15 protein-coding genes and 2 tRNA genes are annotated in these 16,531 nt (G+C 66.5%); 14 read left to right on the forward strand and 3 right to left on the reverse strand.

Annotated elements, in window-relative coordinates:
- Positions 1-3: 3 nt before the first annotated feature.
- The 3 genes from yidD to rpmH are packed head-to-tail and all read right to left on the reverse strand — an operon-like array spanning position 4 to position 891.
- Positions 4-309: a membrane protein insertion efficiency factor YidD gene (gene yidD / locus AMYAL_RS0117735; RefSeq protein WP_020632650.1), complete on the reverse strand. Its 306-nt coding sequence runs from the start codon at positions 307-309 to the stop codon at positions 4-6.
- Between the two features lie 4 nt (positions 310-313).
- Positions 314-724: a ribonuclease P protein component gene (gene rnpA, locus AMYAL_RS0117740; protein WP_020632651.1), complete on the reverse strand. Its 411-nt coding sequence runs from the start codon at positions 722-724 to the stop codon at positions 314-316.
- Between the two features lie 23 nt (positions 725-747).
- On the reverse strand, positions 748-891 hold the full coding sequence (gene rpmH / locus AMYAL_RS0117745; RefSeq protein ID WP_005154511.1) for a 50S ribosomal protein L34: 144 nt from the start codon (positions 889-891) through the stop codon (positions 748-750).
- 602 nt (positions 892-1,493) lie between these two features.
- On the opposite strand from rpmH, the gene dnaA reads away from it, so the two are divergent.
- The 14 genes from dnaA (at position 1,494) to AMYAL_RS0117815 (ending at position 16,496) form a co-directional block, all read left to right on the forward strand.
- A complete protein-coding gene (gene dnaA, locus AMYAL_RS0117750; RefSeq protein ID WP_020632652.1) occupies positions 1,494-3,125 on the forward strand; it encodes a chromosomal replication initiator protein DnaA in 1,632 nt (543 codons plus the stop codon).
- A gap of 1,088 nt (positions 3,126-4,213) precedes the next feature.
- Complete coding sequence (dnaN, locus tag AMYAL_RS0117755; protein ID WP_020632653.1) at positions 4,214-5,347, forward strand: DNA polymerase III subunit beta; 1,134 nt, start codon at positions 4,214-4,216, stop codon at positions 5,345-5,347.
- Between the two features lie 39 nt (positions 5,348-5,386).
- Positions 5,387-6,277, forward strand: a complete 891-nt coding sequence (gene gnd, locus AMYAL_RS0117760; protein ID WP_020632654.1) for a phosphogluconate dehydrogenase (NAD(+)-dependent, decarboxylating) — start codon at positions 5,387-5,389, stop codon at positions 6,275-6,277.
- 8 nt (positions 6,278-6,285) lie between these two features.
- On the forward strand, positions 6,286-7,440 hold the full coding sequence (recF, locus tag AMYAL_RS0117765) for a DNA replication/repair protein RecF (RefSeq protein WP_020632655.1): 1,155 nt from the start codon (positions 6,286-6,288) through the stop codon (positions 7,438-7,440).
- A 174-nt stretch (positions 7,441-7,614) separates the two neighbouring features.
- Positions 7,615-8,205: a DciA family protein gene (locus tag AMYAL_RS0117770; RefSeq protein WP_425332207.1), complete on the forward strand. Its 591-nt coding sequence runs from the start codon at positions 7,615-7,617 to the stop codon at positions 8,203-8,205.
- 219 nt (positions 8,206-8,424) lie between these two features.
- Entirely contained in the window at positions 8,425-10,392 is a 1,968-nt protein-coding gene (gene gyrB / locus AMYAL_RS0117775) for a DNA topoisomerase (ATP-hydrolyzing) subunit B (protein ID WP_020632657.1), read from the forward strand.
- A 49-nt stretch (positions 10,393-10,441) separates the two neighbouring features.
- The gene (gene gyrA, locus AMYAL_RS0117780) at positions 10,442-12,964 is read left to right on the forward strand and encodes a DNA gyrase subunit A (RefSeq protein WP_020632658.1); all 2,523 of its coding nucleotides are present in this window, start codon (positions 10,442-10,444) and stop codon (positions 12,962-12,964) included.
- A gap of 36 nt (positions 12,965-13,000) precedes the next feature.
- A complete protein-coding gene (locus tag AMYAL_RS0117785) occupies positions 13,001-13,687 on the forward strand; it encodes a DUF3566 domain-containing protein (RefSeq protein WP_020632659.1) in 687 nt (228 codons plus the stop codon).
- 47 nt (positions 13,688-13,734) lie between these two features.
- Positions 13,735-13,808 (forward strand) — tRNA-Ile (locus AMYAL_RS0117790).
- Between the two features lie 303 nt (positions 13,809-14,111).
- Positions 14,112-14,300, forward strand: a complete 189-nt coding sequence (locus AMYAL_RS0117795) for a DLW-39 family protein (RefSeq protein ID WP_020632660.1) — start codon at positions 14,112-14,114, stop codon at positions 14,298-14,300.
- A 37-nt stretch (positions 14,301-14,337) separates the two neighbouring features.
- Positions 14,338-14,410 (forward strand) — tRNA-Ala (locus AMYAL_RS0117800).
- A gap of 166 nt (positions 14,411-14,576) precedes the next feature.
- Positions 14,577-14,951 (forward strand): hypothetical protein, encoded by a 375-nt coding sequence (locus AMYAL_RS0117805; RefSeq protein ID WP_020632661.1) that lies wholly within the window; start codon positions 14,577-14,579, stop codon positions 14,949-14,951.
- Between the two features lie 7 nt (positions 14,952-14,958).
- Positions 14,959-16,008 (forward strand): hypothetical protein, encoded by a 1,050-nt coding sequence (locus tag AMYAL_RS0117810; RefSeq protein ID WP_020632662.1) that lies wholly within the window; start codon positions 14,959-14,961, stop codon positions 16,006-16,008.
- A complete protein-coding gene (locus tag AMYAL_RS0117815) occupies positions 16,005-16,496 on the forward strand; it encodes a YbaB/EbfC family nucleoid-associated protein (RefSeq protein WP_020632663.1) in 492 nt (163 codons plus the stop codon). Before AMYAL_RS0117810 ends, AMYAL_RS0117815 begins: the two co-directional genes overlap by 4 nt.
- Positions 16,497-16,531 lie beyond the last annotated feature (35 nt).

Genomic DNA, 16,531 nt, shown 5'->3' on the forward strand with positions numbered 1-16,531 from the left:
GAGCTACTCCTCGATCGGTGTTTCAGGTCGGCGGTGGCGCCACGAGAACGTCTCGGGTACCGGGTCGCGGCCGGGCATGGTCCACGGGCCACAGCGCAGCAAACGCCGGACCGCGAGATAGCTGCCGCGGCCGGCGCCGTGCCGGGTCAGTGCCTCGACGGCGTACGCGCTACAGCTCGGGTAGAACCGGCACGCCGGAGGAAGGAAGGGGGAGATCGCCTTGCGGTACAGCTTGACGGGCAGGAGCAGCACCCATGCCACCGGGCCGGGCCGGGCGTCTTCGGTGGTCTCGTTCTCGGTGGCTCGCATGCCGTTACACCGCTGATCCGTTGTCGGGGGGTCGCGCCTGACGGGGCTTCCCGGTGACGGCGGAAGGCCCGGACAGCCCGAGGCGCCGCAACGACGCGTCGAGGTCCGAGCCGAGTTCCGCGCTGGACGCGTCCGCGGCCGGAGGTAGTGCCCGTATCACCAACGAGCTCCCCGGCGGCAGTGTTCCGATCCTGGCGGAAATGAGATGCCTCAACCGGCGGGAGACCCGGTGGCGGACCACCGAGTTCCCCACGGCCTTGCTCACCACAAAACCCGCCCGCGCCGCTTCGGCGGCATCGGGCGGGTCCGTGGTCAACGCATGGACGACGAGGCGGCGCCTGCCTGCCTTGGCCCCACGCCGCATCACGGCACGGAAATCCTCACTGCGCCGCAACCTCGCGGCGGCCGGCAGCACGACGTCCCTCGACGGCGACCGGATCAGGCGGACAGCGCGCCGCGGCCCTTGCGACGGCGAGCCGCCAGGATCGCCCGGCCGGCGCGGGTCCGCATCCGCAGCCGGAACCCGTGGACCCGGGCGCGTCGGCGGTTGTTCGGCTGGAAGGTGCGCTTACCCTTGCTCACGACTAACTTCTCCTGTTTCTCGGCCGCCGGGAACGGTTCGACCCGTTCCTGGCGTGTCGTGCTGACGCACGGCAGTCTCTGGTGTCTCCTACCAACGTGTGGCCTCGTCACGTCGAGCGACGACAACGTGGGCACGCGAAACGCCCCCGCTGTATACGGGAGACCTTACGAGGGTACGCACCCACCGCTCGGACCCGGCAGGCACCCCCTCGGCCACGTACCGCGACGGTACGGGGAGAGTGATCACCGACGACGCGAGGGCATCGAATGGCAACGCGCCGTACACCGTGAAATGCTTGCGCGCGAGGACGCCTTGTGGCAGCGAGCGGGGCTTGTTAGCCTGCCCCTCCCGCGTTTTCGCCGAGGTGGAACGGTGCAGGCGCACGGGTGTCCTTGGGGATGTAGAGGCGTCCCGTCGGCATACGTCGATCCCGCAGGTGGCGTCATCGCGGGCCGCCGTACATTAGTGCACAGCTGTGGACAACTATGTGGATATTCGCTGTGCGCACGAGCCGATCTGGCCATGATGACGCTCGACCCGGCGTTTCGGCCGCTGAGTGATCTCACCGCACGCACCGAACGAGGGGAGGGGAGTCAGGCAGGTGTCCGATCACCAGCACAATCTTGGCGTCATCTGGGAACAGGTCGTGCGCGAGCTGTCCGATGGCACCCTCTCCCCGCAGCAGCGCGCCTGGATGCGGGTGACCCGGCCGATCGGCCTGCTCGATGGCACCGCTCTTCTCGCCGCTCCCAGCGACTTCGCCAAGGAAGCGATCGAACGCGCACTCCGCGGCGCGATCACCGAAGCCCTTTCGCGCCGGCTCGGCCGCGCGGTCTCCCTCGCGGTGAAGGTCGACAGCACCGAGACGCACACCTCGATGCCGCCTCCCGTGCCGGGTCCTCGCTATGACTCGTCACCCGGTCGGGTGGAAAACGGTTCCGGCCCGGTGCCGGGTACTCCTCCGCTGCCCGACGGTGACGGCATGCTGTCCCCGACCAGGCCCCGGCCCGAGCCTCCGAAGCCGAGGCCGCCGCGGCAGCAGCCGGTGGACAACAGCCTGAACGACGGCGATGACAGTGACGAAGAAGTCGACGAAGAGGGCGAGGCTCTCGCCGCGGTGACCGAGATCTGGCCCACGTTCTCCGGCCAGCCGATCGCGGGCCAGCCCTACACGGCGCCGGCTCAGCCGCAGACGTCGAAGACGAAGCTCAACGAGAAGTACACGTTCGACACCTTCGTCATCGGTGCGTCGAACCGCTTCGCGCACGCGGCCGCGGTCGCCGTCGCCGAAGCACCGGCGCGCGCGTACAACCCGCTGTTCATCTGGGGAGAGTCCGGACTCGGGAAGACCCACCTGCTGCACGCCGTCGGGCACTACGCCCAGCGGCTGTTCCCCGGCATGCGCGTGCGGTACGTGTCGACCGAAGAGTTCACCAACGACTTCATCAACTCGCTGCGGGACGACCGCAAGGTCGCGTTCCAGCGCCGCTACCGCGACATCGACATCCTGCTCGTCGACGACATCCAGTTCCTGGAAGGCAAAGAAGGTACGCAGGAAGAGTTCTTCCACACCTTCAACACCCTCCACAACGCGAACAAGCAGATCGTCGTCTCCTCCGACCGCCCGCCGAAGCGCCTCGAAACGCTGGAAGACCGGCTGCGGACCCGGTTCGAGTGGGGCCTCATCACCGACATCCAGCCGCCCGAGCTCGAAACGCGGATCGCGATCCTCCGCAAGAAGGCGGCACAGGACAGGCTCGCGGTGCCGAACGAGGTGCTGGAGTTCATCGCTTCGCGCGTCGAAGCGAACATCCGGGAACTCGAAGGCGCGCTCATCCGCGTCACCGCCTTCGCGTCGCTGAACCAGCAACCGGTCGACGTCGCTCTCGCCGAGATCGTGCTTCGGGACCTCATCCCGGATTCGCACGCTCCGGAGATCACCGCGCCGACCATCATGGGCGTCACGTCCGAGTTCTTCGACGTGACCCTCGACGACCTCTGCGGGCCCGGTAAGACGAAAGCGCTCGCGACCGCACGTCAGATCGCGATGTACCTCTGCCGCGAACTGACCGACATGTCACTGCCGAAGATCGGGCAGACCTTCGGCGGCCGCGACCACACGACGGTCATGCACGCGGACAAGAAGATCCGCAAGGAGATGGCCGAACGAAGGCGCATCTACGACCAGGTTCAGGAACTGACCTCACGCATCAAACAGCGAGCCAGGCAGTAGTTTCTTATCTCGCGCTGACGGAAACGTGCCGAAGGGGCGTCGTTCCGCTTTCAACTCGGGTTGGGAGCGGAGGGCGCCCCTTCATCACGTTTCCGTGGGCCTTCGGCCCGAAAGAGGGCGCTCGACGGTGAAGTCTCCGTCGGGCGCGGAGCGCCCTTGGGGAGACCCTGGGGTCACCAGGCATCAATCCTTTGGCGCGCAAGGGTTTCAGGGGCTCTCACCGTCCAGGTGGGAGCCCTTCGTCGTGTCTACATAGGTCCGAAGCGTCGGTAGGGCCGCGGAGGACTGGGTACCTGGGGAGAAGCAGCGAAGGGCGCGAAGGAAGCGAAGTACGTGTAAGCGGCCTTCGCGCTTTTCCTTGTGTACAAAGGGAATCCACATGCTGTGGGTATCTTGTGCACAACTCGGCCAGGCGGGAGACCAGCGGCGATCCGGTTTCCGTCCACATCGCACTCACAGGCAATCCACAGCATTTCCACACCATGATCCACATGCTGTCCCCAGGTTGCCCACATGTTGTGCACAAGGGTGACCCAAGCAGCTCGGATCACTCTCCCGAGCGATTCCGGTCACGAACCGGGCCCACAGCCCCTGGGTACAAACCGGCTCAAGACTGGGGATAACTGTGGGGACAACTGTGGATGACTGTGGACAAATCGAGGGTCGCCCGAAACCATCCACGGACGGCCCGAGCTGTCCACCGTCCGTACACACCCTGGGTCCACAGCCTCCGAGCCGTCCGGACCTGCGCGAACGAGGCTTGTCCACACAATCCACAACGCCTATTACTACTGCTGTTCTTAGTTCTTCTTAAGAAGGGAATAAAACAAAAACAGGCGGAGGACGAATCTGGGGACAGCCGTCGAGCCGTGTCGTCTTGTCGACAAAAGCAAGGGGAGGCCGAGGTGACGCGGACCCCGGGGACGGCCTAACGTGGGTCCCTGCACCTGGTCTGCGTGTCGACGTGCGTTCGCGTCCTCGCACGGACCGAACGAACCTGCGAGGCACCTGGCCATCGCGCTCTCCGGCCGAGGTGACCCGTTGAGCTTTCGAGCCGTCAGGGGCTCGGCTGTCGAAAGGAAGCGCGCATGAAGATCCGCGTCGAGCGTGACGGGCTGGCCGACGCCGTCGCGTGGGTGGCGAGAAGCCTCCCGTCGCGGCCTCCGGTCCCGGTTCTGGGCGGTGTCCTGCTCGATGCGGGATCCGACGGGACGAGTGACGCCCTCACCGTCTCCGGATTCGACTACGAGGTCTCCGCGACGGTCGGGGTCCCGGCCACCATCGCCGACGGCGGCCGCCTCCTGGTCTCCGGACGTCTGCTGGCCGACATCACCAAGTCGCTGCCCGCGCAGCCGGTCGAGATCTCCGTCGACGGTGCCCGCGCGACCATCACCTGCGGCTCCGCGCGCTTCTCCTTGCCGACCATGCCGGTCGAGGACTACCCGCAGCTCCCGTCCCAGCCCGCCTTCGCCGGCGAACTCACCGGCGACGCGTTCGGCCAGGCCGTCACCCAGGTCGTCGTCGCCGCGGGCAAGGACGACACCCTCCCGATGCTGACCGGCATGCGGCTGGAGATCTCCGGCTCCTCGCTGACCCTGGTCGCCACCGACCGCTTCCGGCTCGCGATGCGCGAGTTCACCTGGGAGCCGGCCGAGGGTCTGTCCGACGCCGCCGTGCTCGTCCCGGCGCGCACGCTCGCCGAAGCCGCGAAGACGCTCGGTGCCAGCGGCGCCAAGATCCGCCTCGCGCTCGCCAGCGGCGAAGGGCTCCTGGGGCTCTCCGGTTCCGGTCGCTACACCACGACCCGGCTTCTCGACGCGGAGTTCCCGCCGTACCGGCAGCTGCTGCCCGCGCAGCACACGTCGCGCGCGGTCATCGAGGTCTCCGCGCTCGCCGAATCGATCAAGCGTGTTTCGCTGGTCGCCGAGCGTGGCACCCAGGTTCGGCTGGAGTTCAACGACGGTTCGCTGCGGCTCTCCGCCGGTGGCGACGACGAGGGTTCGGCCGAAGAAGAACTTCAGGTCGACTACGAGGGTGAGCCGGTGACCATCGCGTTCAACCCCGGCTACCTCGTCGACGGGCTCGGCGCGCTGAACGCGAACCGCGCGGAACTGACGTTCACCACTCCGAACCGGCCGGCGCTGATCAAGCCCGCCGACGAAGAGGGCAACGTCGTCCCCGGCTACCTGTACCTGCTGATGCCGGTTCGCCTGCCGGGCTGACCGGTCTTTAGTTTTCTTTACGCACCAAAGGGGATCTTCATGGCTCAGCTGGGACTCATCGGCCTCGGCAAAATGGGGTTCAACATGCGTGAGCGGCTGCGTGCGGCCGGTCACGAGGTGATCGGTTACGACCGCAACCCCGACGTCACCGACTCCACCTCACTCGAGGACATGGTGTCCAAACTGGACGGTCCCCGGATCGTCTGGATCATGGTGCCCGCCGGTGAACCCACCCGGCAGACCGTCGCCGAACTCGGGAACCTGTTGTCCGACGGCGATCTCGTGATCGACGGCGGCAACTCGAAGTACACCGACGACAAGATCAACGGTGATCTCCTCGCGGCGAAGAACGTCGGCTACCTCGACTGCGGGGTTTCCGGTGGCGTGTGGGGCAAGGACAACGGCTACGGCCTGATGGTCGGCGGCGCGGCTTCGGACGTCGAAAAGGCCATGCCGATCTTCGACGCGCTTCGCCCCGAGGGGCCGCGTGAAGAGGGTTTCTCGCACGCCGGCGCCGTCGGCTCCGGTCACTACGCGAAGATGATCCACAACGGCATCGAGTACGGCATGATGCAGGCCTTCGCCGAAGGGTTCGAGCTGCTCGAAGCCGCGAAGGTCGTCGAGAACGTGCCCGCGGTGATCAAGGGCTGGCAGCGCGGGACGGTCGTCCGCTCGTGGCTGCTCGACCTGCTCGTCCGCGCGCTCGACGAGGACCCGGAGCTGGACGACCTCGAAGGCTATGTCGAGGATTCCGGCGAAGGCCGGTGGACCCTCGAAGAGGCGATCAACAACGCGGTCCCGGCGCCGGTCATCTCGGCCGCGCTGTTCGCGCGGTTCGCCTCGCGCCAGGAGGACTCCGCCGCCATGCGGGCCGTCGCCGCGCTGCGCAACCAGTTCGGCGGCCATTCCGTGAAGAAGGTCGGCGGCTAGGTAGCGGATTGCATCTCAGACATCTCCAGGTCACCGACTTCCGGTCCTGGCCACAAGCCGATCTCGCGCTCGAACCCGGCCCGACCGTCCTCGTCGGACAGAACGGCCGCGGCAAGACGAACCTCCTCGAGGCGATCGGCTACATCGCGACCCTGGGTTCGCATCGCGTCGCGACCGACGCGCCGTTGGTGCGGCACGGGTGCGAACGCGCGCTGATCAGGGTCGCGGTGGTCAACGACGACCGCGAACTGACGGTCGAGCTGGAGATCACCCCCGGCAAGGCGAACCGGGCGCGGATCAACCGCGGCTCGGTCGGCAAGCCGCGTGACGTGCTCGGGATCCTGCGCACGGTGCTGTTCTCCCCGGAGGATCTGGCACTCGTGCGCGGGGATCCGGGGGAGCGCCGCCGGTTCATGGACGAACTCCTCGTGCTGCGCGCGCCCCGGTACGCCGGGGTCCGTGCCGACTACGAGAAGGTGCTGAAGCAGCGGAACGCCCTCCTCAAGACAGCCGGTAAGCGGCGTACGGGGCGCGAAGACCCGTACGCGTTGTCGACGCTCGACGTGTGGGACGACCATCTGGCCGTGGCGGGTGCCGCGTTGCTGGCCGCCCGGCTCAACCTGATCGCGGATCTCGCGCCGTACGCGGCGGCCGCGTACATGGGGGTCGCTCCCGACTCGAGACCGGCGAAGATCGCGTACAAGTCGAGCCTCGGCGAAGCGATGCCGGAGGGATACGGCGTTCCGGACGGTACTCGCGCTGACGAAGCCGTCCTCAAGGAAGTGCTGGTCGAGGCGCTGAAACGGTCCCGGAACCTGGAGCTGGAGCGCGGGGTGAGCATGGTCGGCCCGCACCGGGACGAACTCGATCTCATCCTCGGCGAAGCACCGGCGAAGGGCTACGCGAGCCATGGGGAGTCCTGGTCGTTCGCCCTCGCACTGCGTCTGGGAAGCTACGAGCTCCTGCGTGGCGAGGCCGGGGAACCGGTGCTTCTGCTGGATGATGTGTTCGCCGAGCTGGACCGGCGTCGCCGGGCCCGGCTGGCGGAGGTGGCGGCCGGTGCCGAGCAGGTACTGGTGACCGCCGCCGTGGACGAGGACGTACCCGCCGAGCTGGCCGGGCACCGATTCCTCGTGGCAGATGGTGAGATCAACCGTGGGTGATCCGCGCGGCGGACACCACGGGTGATCGGCGCCACAGCAGTTGCCCACCGATCTGGGGACAAACCTGTGGACAGTGTGGATAACACCGTGAACGCGTTATCGCCCCGCGTGACCAAAGGGCCTGATAAGCGGCTTGACACCCCCCGCTCGGGCGGTAACCCGAGTGAGGGAGCCTTGTTCGACACGCAGAGTGAACGAGCGCCGGTATCGAACGGCCCAACCGGTACTGAAGGCAATGAGCCGACTACCGGTCGTGACCTCGCGCGCGCCGCCCTGGACGCCGCGAAGGCCAAAGCGAAGGCTCGCGGAGTTGAACCAGGCGTCCGTCGCGGCCGTATCACCGGTGGAGGGTCCGGGGCGAACGGCCAGAGCTCGCGACGTCGTCGCTGGTCAGGGCCGGGTGCCGATATCCGTGACCCGCAACCGCTCGGCAGGCTCGCCTCCCGGATCGCGGTCGACCGCGGCTGGAACACGCGGCTGGCCAACGGTCAGGTCTTCGGCCACTGGGCCCGGCTTGTGGGTGAAGAGGTCGCCGAGCACGCTCAGCCCGTCGCCCTGAAAGACGGCGAGCTGACAGTGCGCGCCAGCTCGACGGCGTGGGCGACGCAGCTTCGCCTGCTTCAGAGCCAGCTGCTGGCGAAGATCGCGAAAGGCGTCGGGCACGGCGTGGTGAAGAAGATGCGGATCCAGGGGCCGACGGCGCCGAGCTGGCGGAAAGGGCCGCGGCACGTCCCAGGACGTGGTCCGCGTGACACGTACGGCTGACCCGACTTGCGCTTCGCCGCGTCTGTGCTTCGAAGACCGTGCCGCCAAAGCCCCGAGAAGCCGCTCAGAGTGCTTCGCGAACGTCAAGACTCTTCTTCGAACGAATTAGCGCGCCTGTGAGCAAATCAGGGGTGTCCTTGCCGCATGTCAGCGGACGCGGCCAAGTACACTGGAGACGAGCGAGCTTCCGCTCGGGGTAGACGAGGAGAATCAACGCCTGTGACCGAGAACAAGAGCGAGTACAACGCGTCGTCGATCACGGTGCTCGAAGGTCTCGAAGCCGTCCGCAAGCGTCCCGGTATGTACATCGGTTCCACCGGTGAACGCGGCCTCCACCACCTCGTTCAAGAGGTGGTCGACAACTCCGTCGACGAGGCGATGGCAGGCTTCGCCACCAAGGTCGAGGTTACCCTGCTCTCCGATGGCGGGGTGCGCGTCGTCGACGACGGCCGCGGCATCCCGGTCGACATCCACCCCAAGGAGCAGAAGCCGACCCTGGAGGTCGTGCTCACCGTGCTCCACGCGGGCGGCAAGTTCGACAGCGACTCGTACGCGGTCTCCGGCGGTCTGCACGGCGTCGGTGTCTCCGTGGTGAACGCGCTCTCGACCAAGCTGATCGCCGAGGTCAAACGCGGCGGGCACAGCTGGCGCCAGGAGTACATCGACCAGATCCCCGGTGAGCTGCAGGACCTCGGCCCGGCCGAGGACACCGGCACCGTCATCACCTTTTGGGCCGACGGCGGCATCTTCGAGACCACGACGTACAACTTCGAGACGATCTCCCGTCGTCTCCAGGAAATGGCCTTCCTCAACAAGGGCCTGACCCTTTCGCTGCGCGACGAGCGCGTCGCCGACGAAGAGACCGAAGAAGACGCTTCCGGCCAGGCGGCACGGGTCAAGGAGAAGACCTACTGCTACCCAGGCGGTCTCGAAGACTTCGTCAAGCACATCAACGGCAGCAAGGACCCGATCCACCCCAACGTGATCTCCTTCGAGGCCAAGGGCACCGGCCTCGAGGTCGAGGTCGCCATGCAGTGGAACAACGGCTTCACGCCGTCGGTGTACACCTTCGCCAACACGATCAACACGCACGAGGGCGGCACGCACGAAGAGGGCTTCCGCGCCGCGCTCACCCGCGTCGTCAACGCGTACGCGCGCGAGAAGAAGCTGCTCAAGGAGAAGGACGCCAACCTGACCGGTGACGACGTGCGCGAGGGTCTCGCCGCGATCGTCTCGATCAAGCTGTCCGAGCCGCAGTTCGAAGGCCAGACCAAGACCAAGCTGGGCAACAGCGAGGCCAAGACGTTCGTGCAGCAGACGTCGAACGAATGGCTGGCCGACTGGTTCGAGCGCAACCCCACCGAGTCGAAGACGATCATCAACAAGTCGATCTCCTCGGCGCACGCGCGGATGGCCGCCCGCAAGGCGCGCGACCTGGTCCGCCGCAAGGGCGCGCTGGAGATCGGCGGGTTGCCCGGCAAGCTCAAGGACTGCCGGTCGACCAACCCGTCGGAATGCGAGCTCTACATCGTCGAGGGTGACTCGGCAGGCGGTTCGGCCAAGGAAGGCCGCGACTCGATGTACCAGGCGATCCTGCCGATTCGCGGCAAGATCATCAACGTCGAGAAGGCCCGCATCGACCGCGTCCTCAAGAACACCGAGGTCCAGTCGCTGATCACCGCGCTCGGCACCGGTATCCACGACGAGTTCGACCTCGAGAAGCTGCGCTACCACAAGATCGTGCTGATGGCCGACGCCGACGTCGACGGCCAGCACATCACCACGCTGCTGCTCACCCTGCTGTTCCGTTTCATGACCCCGCTCATCGAGCACGGGCACGTGTTCCTCTCACGGCCGCCGCTGTACAAGATCAAGTGGCCGCGGCAGGACCCGGAGTACGCCTACTCCGACCGGGAACGCGACGCCGTCATCCAGGCCGGTGTCGAGGCGGGCAAGCGCCTTCCCAAGGACGACGCGATCCAGCGCTACAAGGGTCTCGGCGAGATGAACGCCGAAGAGCTGTGGGAGACCACGATGGACCCGGCGAACCGGCTGCTCGGCCAGGTCACCCTGGACGACGCCGCGCAGGCCGACGACCTGTTCTCCGTGCTGATGGGCGAGGACGTCGAAGCGCGCCGTTCCTTCATCACGCGTAACGCCAAGGACGTGCGCTTCCTGGACGTGTAAGCGTCCCCGTTCTTTGTCCCCTTAGGACTGCTCCCACGAGAAGGACCTCATGACGGAAACCTTGCCGCCTGCTCCGGACCACGACCGGATCGAACCGGTCGACATCCAGCAGGAGATGCAGCGCTCCTACATCGACTACGCGATGAGCGTCATCGTGTCGCGGGCGCTGCCGGACGTGCGGGACGGCCTCAAGCCGGTGCACCGCCGCGTGCTGTACTCGATGTTCGACTCCGGCTTCCGTCCCGACCGCGGGTACAACAAGTGCTCCCGCGTCGTCGGCGACGTGATGGGCAACTACCACCCGCACGGTGACTCCGCGATCTACGACGCGCTGGTGCGGCTCGCGCAGCCGTGGTCGCTGCGGTACCCGCTGATCGACGGCCAGGGCAACTTCGGCTCGCCGGGCAACGACCCCGCCGCGGCCATGCGGTACACGGAATCCCGGCTCGCGCATCTCGCGATGCACATGCTGCAGGACATCGAAGAAGACACCGTCGACTTCTCCGACAACTACGACGGCCGCACCCAGGAGCCCGACGTCCTGCCGTCGCGGTTCCCGAACCTGCTGGTCAACGGCGGTTCCGGGATCGCGGTCGGGATGGCGACCAACATCCCGCCGCACAACCTGCGCGAGGTCGCCGAAGGCGTCAAGTGGGCGCTGGAGAACTACGACGCGACCGACGACGAACTGCTCGCCGCGCTGCTGGTCCGGGTCAAGGGCCCGGACTTCCCGACGAAGGCGATGATCCTCGGCACCTCCGGGATCGAGGACGCGTACCGCACCGGCCGCGGTTCCGTGCGCATGCGCGCGGTCGTCGAGGTCGAAGAGGACGCCAAGGGCCGCACGATCCTGGTCGTGTCCGAGCTGCCGTTCCAGGTCAACCCGGACAACCTGGTCGAGAACATCGCGAACCTCGTCCGCGACGGCAAGCTCACCGGCATCTCCGACATCGCCGACGAGTCCAACAGCCGCAGCGGCATGCGGATCGTCGTCACGATCAAACGCGACGCCGTCGCGAAGGTCGTGCTGAACAACCTGTTCAAGCACACCCAGCTGCAGCAGAACTTCGGTGTCAACATGCTGGCCCTGGTCGACGGCGTGCCCCGCACGCTGCGCCTCGACCAGATGATCCGGCACTACGTGAAGCACCAGATCGAGGTCATCGTCCGCCGGACCCGCTTCCGGCTGCGCAAGGCCGAGGAACGCGCCCACATCCTGCGCGGTCTAGTCAAGGCGCTGGACATGCTCGACGAGGTCATCGCCCTGATCCGGCGGTCGCCCTCGGCCGAAGAGGCCCGGCCCGCCCTGATGAGCCTGCTCGACGTCGACGAGATCCAGGCGACGGCGATCCTCGACATGCAGCTCCGCCGCCTCGCGGCACTGGAGCGGCAGCGGATCATCGACACCCTGGCCGAGATCGAACTCGAGATCGCCGACCTCAAGGACATCCTCGAGAAGCCCGAGCGGCAGCGCTCGATCATCGCCGAGGAACTGCAGGAGATCGTCGACAAGTACGGCGACGACCGGCGCACCAAGATCATCCCGTTCGACGGCGAGGTCTCGGTCGAAGACCTCATCGCGGTCGAGGACGTCGTCGTCACCATCACCCGCACGGGTTACGCCAAGCGAACGAAAACCGATCTGTACCGCTCGCAGAAGCGCGGCGGCAAGGGCGTCCAGGGCGCGACCCTCAAACAGGACGACATCGTCCAGCACTTCTTCGTCTGCTCGACGCACGACTGGATCCTGTTCTTCACGAACAAGGGCCGCGTCTACCGGGCCAAGGCCTACGACCTGCCCGAGGCCAACCGCAACGCGCGCGGCCAGCACGTCGCGAACCTGCTCGCGTTCCAGCCGGACGAGAAGATCGCCCAGGTCATCGAGATCCCGAACTACGAGGTCGCCCCGTACCTCGTGCTCGCGACCCGCCGCGGCCTGGTGAAGAAGACCAAGCTCACCGACTTCGACTCCAACCGCGCCGGCGGCCTCATCGCCGTCAACCTGCGCGAAGGCGACGAACTGGTCGGCGCCGTCCTCGCGGCCGCCGAAGACGACCTGCTGCTGGTGTCCGCGGAAGGCCAGTCCATCCGCTTCCACGCCACCGACGAGGCACTGCGCCCGATGGGCCGCGCGACGTCCGGTGTGCTCGGCATGCGGTTCAACGACGGCGACGAACTGCTCGGCGTCAACGTCGTCCAGCCGGACAAATTCCTGCTCGTCGCCACCGGCGGCGGCTACGCCAAGCGCACCCCGACCGAGGACTACCCGGTCCAGGGCCGCGGCGGCAAGGGTGTGCTCACCATTCAGTACGACCAGAAACGTGGCAGGCTGGTGGGCGCGGTCATCGTCGACGCCGAAGACGAGCTCTACGCGATCACCTCCAGCGGCGGGGTGATCCGGACTTCGGCCGGACAGGTGCGCAAGGCAGGAAGGCAGACGAAGGGGGTGCGACTGATGAATCTCGACGAAGGAACCACTCTTCTCGCTGTCGCACGCAACGCGGACGAGCCCTCAGACGTCGCCACTGCAGGTAGTACTGAAGGAGAAGAAACCCCGGCGTCGGAGCAGTAGGCGACGCCCCACGTACTGGGTAAGGACTGACACCTCGTGACACCATCCGAGAAGCCCGAAGCAGGCGGCGCGCAAGCGGGTTCGTCGAGCCCGCCCTGGCAGCGTGACAGCGGTGCCGGGGAACCCGAAGGCTCCAGTGAGCAGACGGTCTCGGTGTCTTCGGTCGCCACCGAAGACGTGGCCCACTCGGAACCGAAGCAGGATGCGACAACTGTGACCGACTACCACGGGGTAAGTGGTACCGCCGCGAAGAGGCTCTTCGGCGACAGCGGAGAAGGCGAACCCGCCTCCTCCGCCATCCCGTCGGCCTCCCGCACCCGTGCCACCCCCACCGCGCTCCGGCGCCCCGGCCGCGGACCACGTCGCGCCAGCCTGCAGATCAAACGCTTCGACCCCTGGTCGGTGCTGAAACTGTCCCTCGTCCTCGGTGTCGCGCTGTTCTTCGTGTGGCTCGTCGCGGTCGGCGTCCTGTACACCGTCCTCGACGGCATGGGCGTCTGGGACAAACTCAACGGGACCTACTCGTCGCTCGTCGGCGGAGAAGGGGCCGACGCGCCGGCCGACCCGTTGATCAGCGCCGGTCGCGTCTTCGGGATCGCGGCCATCCTCGGCGCCATCAACATCGTGCTGATCTCGGCCCTCGCCACCGTCAGCGCGTTCATCTACAACGTCTCCGCCGACCTCGCCGGAGGCCTGGAAGTGACCCTTTCCGAACGAGAGTGACCCGGTTACAGGACGCCGAAAGGCGTCCTGTAATCTTCTCCTCGTTCGGGCCCATAGCTCAGGCGGTTAGAGCGCTTCGCTGATAACGAAGAGGTCCCAGGTTCAAGTCCTGGTGGGCCCACCCGATTCGCCCGGTCGTGTTTGCGGACAACGCAAACCTCGATCGGGTGTTTTTCGTTTCTGGGGGTCGAACCCCCAGACCCCCGCCAGGGAGGGCTTCGCCCCCCTGGACCCCCCAGGCGTTGGGCGCGTGGCCGTTGTGGGTGTGTGGGTGTTGCTTGGGAAGAGAGTTGGGGGTGGGGGTGTTGTGGAGTAGGGCCCTGCCGGACTTCTCTTCCCGGCAGGGTCTTTGGTTCCACGTGGAACCTCGTGCAGTAGCATCGGTGGGTAAGCGGAGCAACTCGGCAGGAAGAGGGGGCTTCTGATGAAGAAGCTGTTGGCACTCGCGGTCATCGCGGGCGGCGTGCTGTTCGTGATCAAGCGCAACAAGGCCGCCAAGGCCGAGGCCGACCTCTGGCGTGAGGCCACCGCGCCGACCGAGCGCCCGCTCGGCTCCGTTTCCACCAACGGAAGCGCCCCGACCAAGGCCGCGGACGCGTCCCGCAACAACTGATTTCGGCGCGGGCGGTTATCATGATCGCCTGCGACCGGGGGCTGTAGCTCAATTGGTAGAGCACCGCCTTTGCAAGGCGGGGGTCAGGGGTTCGATTCCCCTCAGCTCCACTCGTCATCGAAAGAGCCCTGCTCGGGTGAAACGCGAGCAGGGCTCTTTCGTGTTCGCGCGACGGCCCGGTGACGTTCGTCACCGGATGCGGATCACCAAGTCGGACTCTCAGCCAAGTCAACGCTGCTTACATGGGGGTGGAATTCCGGACAGCGAGGTGGAATCATGATCGGTTTCGAAACCGACCTCGACGATCTCAGGGCGTCGAGTCAGGAACTTCAGAAGGCCGCCGATGGGGCAGGTGCCGCCCATGCGGCCGTGAGCAAACAGGACGTGGCGGTCTCGGACACCTCGCCCGTCGGCAGGCTCCTGCCAGGCATGTTCCAGCCGGACACCCCTTTCGGCGGGACCTTGGGGATGCGGGAAGTCGCGAACGCATACGAAGAACACCGTGCGGCCGTGCAAAAGATGCTCGCGAAGCTCCACGAGAGCACCCAGCAGGCCAGCCGTGCGCTGGAGCGCGTCGCCGAGCTGTACGAATCGGTCGACGAGGACAACAGGCAGCGCGTCAACCGCGCCGCGCACGGGACTCAGGGGTAGCGCGAACATGGACGAGTACTTCGGCGCACTGAACACCCAGAGCACCTTTGCTTTCGGGGAAGGCCGAGAAGAACTTCTCGAAGGAATCTCCAACGACCTCCGCAAGGGAGCCAACAACGCGCTCGACGCGGTCGAGATGCTGCAGATGTCGCAGCTGGGCATCGGGATCGGGGCGGACTACGACGGCGAAAGCGCGAAGAAGGAAGTCGCCGGCCTGTTCCGTGAATTCGCCGACGCCGACATCGACTACAACTCGAACTCCAGTCTGCAGCGGATGATCGAGGGCTACGAAAAAATCTGGCACGACTTCGCGGACAAGTCGAAGGTACCGCTGGATCGTTCGCTCCTCCTCCTGCGTCTGTGGCGAGGTGAAGGGGCTGAGGCCGCGAAGACCTACATCACCGAACTCGTGAACGTCTACGGCCGTGTCGGCACGAAGCTCACGGTGCTGGAAAGCGACCTGGTCGCGGCGAGGGAGGCTGTCGCGACCGCACGGTTCGACCTGACGAAACTCTCCTTCGAATTCAAGGTCGCCACGGAGAAGTATCTGAGGGAAAAGGAAAACCTGAACGAGGCCCTCTTCTACAAGGTCCTCGCGGCCGGGTTCGCCGCCGCGGTCACCGGTCTGCTCGCGGTGGCCACCGCGGGTATCGCGGCACCGGCGGGCGCGGCGGTGTGGACGGCCGCGCAAGGCGCGCTCATCGCCGGGCAGACCGCGGGTGCGGCGCTCGCCGTGGGCATCGAGGGGCAGGGGCAACTCACCGGCGACAACCCTCGTTCGATCTACAAGAGCTTCATGGACAACGTGGATCTCATCAGGGAAGGCATGTTCCGCACGGCTGACACGCTCGTGTCGAGGATCCGGACCGAGATCAACGATCTCCCGGTCATCCCCGAACCGCCGGACGTCAGCCCCGGCGAGACCTTCGACCCGGAGAACTTCGAGACCGACAAGACGGACAAGGGGACCGAGAAGCGGGTCAGGGACAGGAACATCGACATCTCGGAAGAGGGTGAGTTCCAGGAACCGCCACGGGAACTCTCCCCGCTCGAATGAGTCAGCCGAAACCACCGGCGGACCGGCAGGCGATGGTCGAGGCGCTCGCGGCGTTGTCGATCGAGGCGACGTCACCGGACGGTGCCGTTTCCGTTTCGGTCAACACCGACGGCGTGATGACGCGGCTCAGAGTCAGTGACTCCGCGTCGCGGATGTCGCCCGCCGAGATCGCGGACGCCGTCATGCGGACCTACCAGGAAGCGCAGCAAGGATCCGCGAAACGCAGCGCGGAACTGATGGCGCCGCTCGGCAACGCCGGGTACATCACCGACAGGCTCCGCTGGCGGCTCGGGTTCACGCCGTCGTACCAGGACACGGGCGAAAAACCTTCCCCCGTGTCGCCCCGGACACCGGCGGACACGGAGAACGTCGTGCTCAAGGACCGCTCGGAAGAACCCGCCGGTCCGGACCAGGACGAGCAGCCCGCGCCGGCGGAATCCGACGACCAGTACTACGAGCAAGGCCTGCGGTACAACCCGTCCTGGTAATACGGCCTTGCGCTCAACCGCGCTTCAGTTTGCAC

The organism is Amycolatopsis alba DSM 44262 (assembly GCF_000384215.1).
Lineage (GTDB): Bacteria > Actinomycetota > Actinomycetes > Mycobacteriales > Pseudonocardiaceae > Amycolatopsis > Amycolatopsis alba.

Excerpts from the sequence above, each read along its gene's own strand:
- yidD (WP_020632650.1), bottom strand. The coding sequence starts at position 309 with ATGCGAGCCACCGAGAACGAGACCACCGAAGACGCCCGGCCCGGCCCG.
- dnaN (WP_020632653.1), top strand. The coding sequence starts at position 4,214 with ATGAAGATCCGCGTCGAGCGTGACGGGCTGGCCGACGCCGTCGCGTGG.
- gnd (WP_020632654.1), top strand. The coding sequence starts at position 5,387 with ATGGCTCAGCTGGGACTCATCGGCCTCGGCAAAATGGGGTTCAACATG.
- gyrA (WP_020632658.1), top strand. The coding sequence starts at position 10,442 with ATGACGGAAACCTTGCCGCCTGCTCCGGACCACGACCGGATCGAACCG.
- AMYAL_RS0117795 (WP_020632660.1), top strand. The coding sequence starts at position 14,112 with ATGAAGAAGCTGTTGGCACTCGCGGTCATCGCGGGCGGCGTGCTGTTC.
- AMYAL_RS0117805 (WP_020632661.1), top strand. The coding sequence starts at position 14,577 with ATGATCGGTTTCGAAACCGACCTCGACGATCTCAGGGCGTCGAGTCAG.
- AMYAL_RS0117810 (WP_020632662.1), top strand. The coding sequence starts at position 14,959 with ATGGACGAGTACTTCGGCGCACTGAACACCCAGAGCACCTTTGCTTTC.
- AMYAL_RS0117815 (WP_020632663.1), top strand. The coding sequence starts at position 16,005 with ATGAGTCAGCCGAAACCACCGGCGGACCGGCAGGCGATGGTCGAGGCG.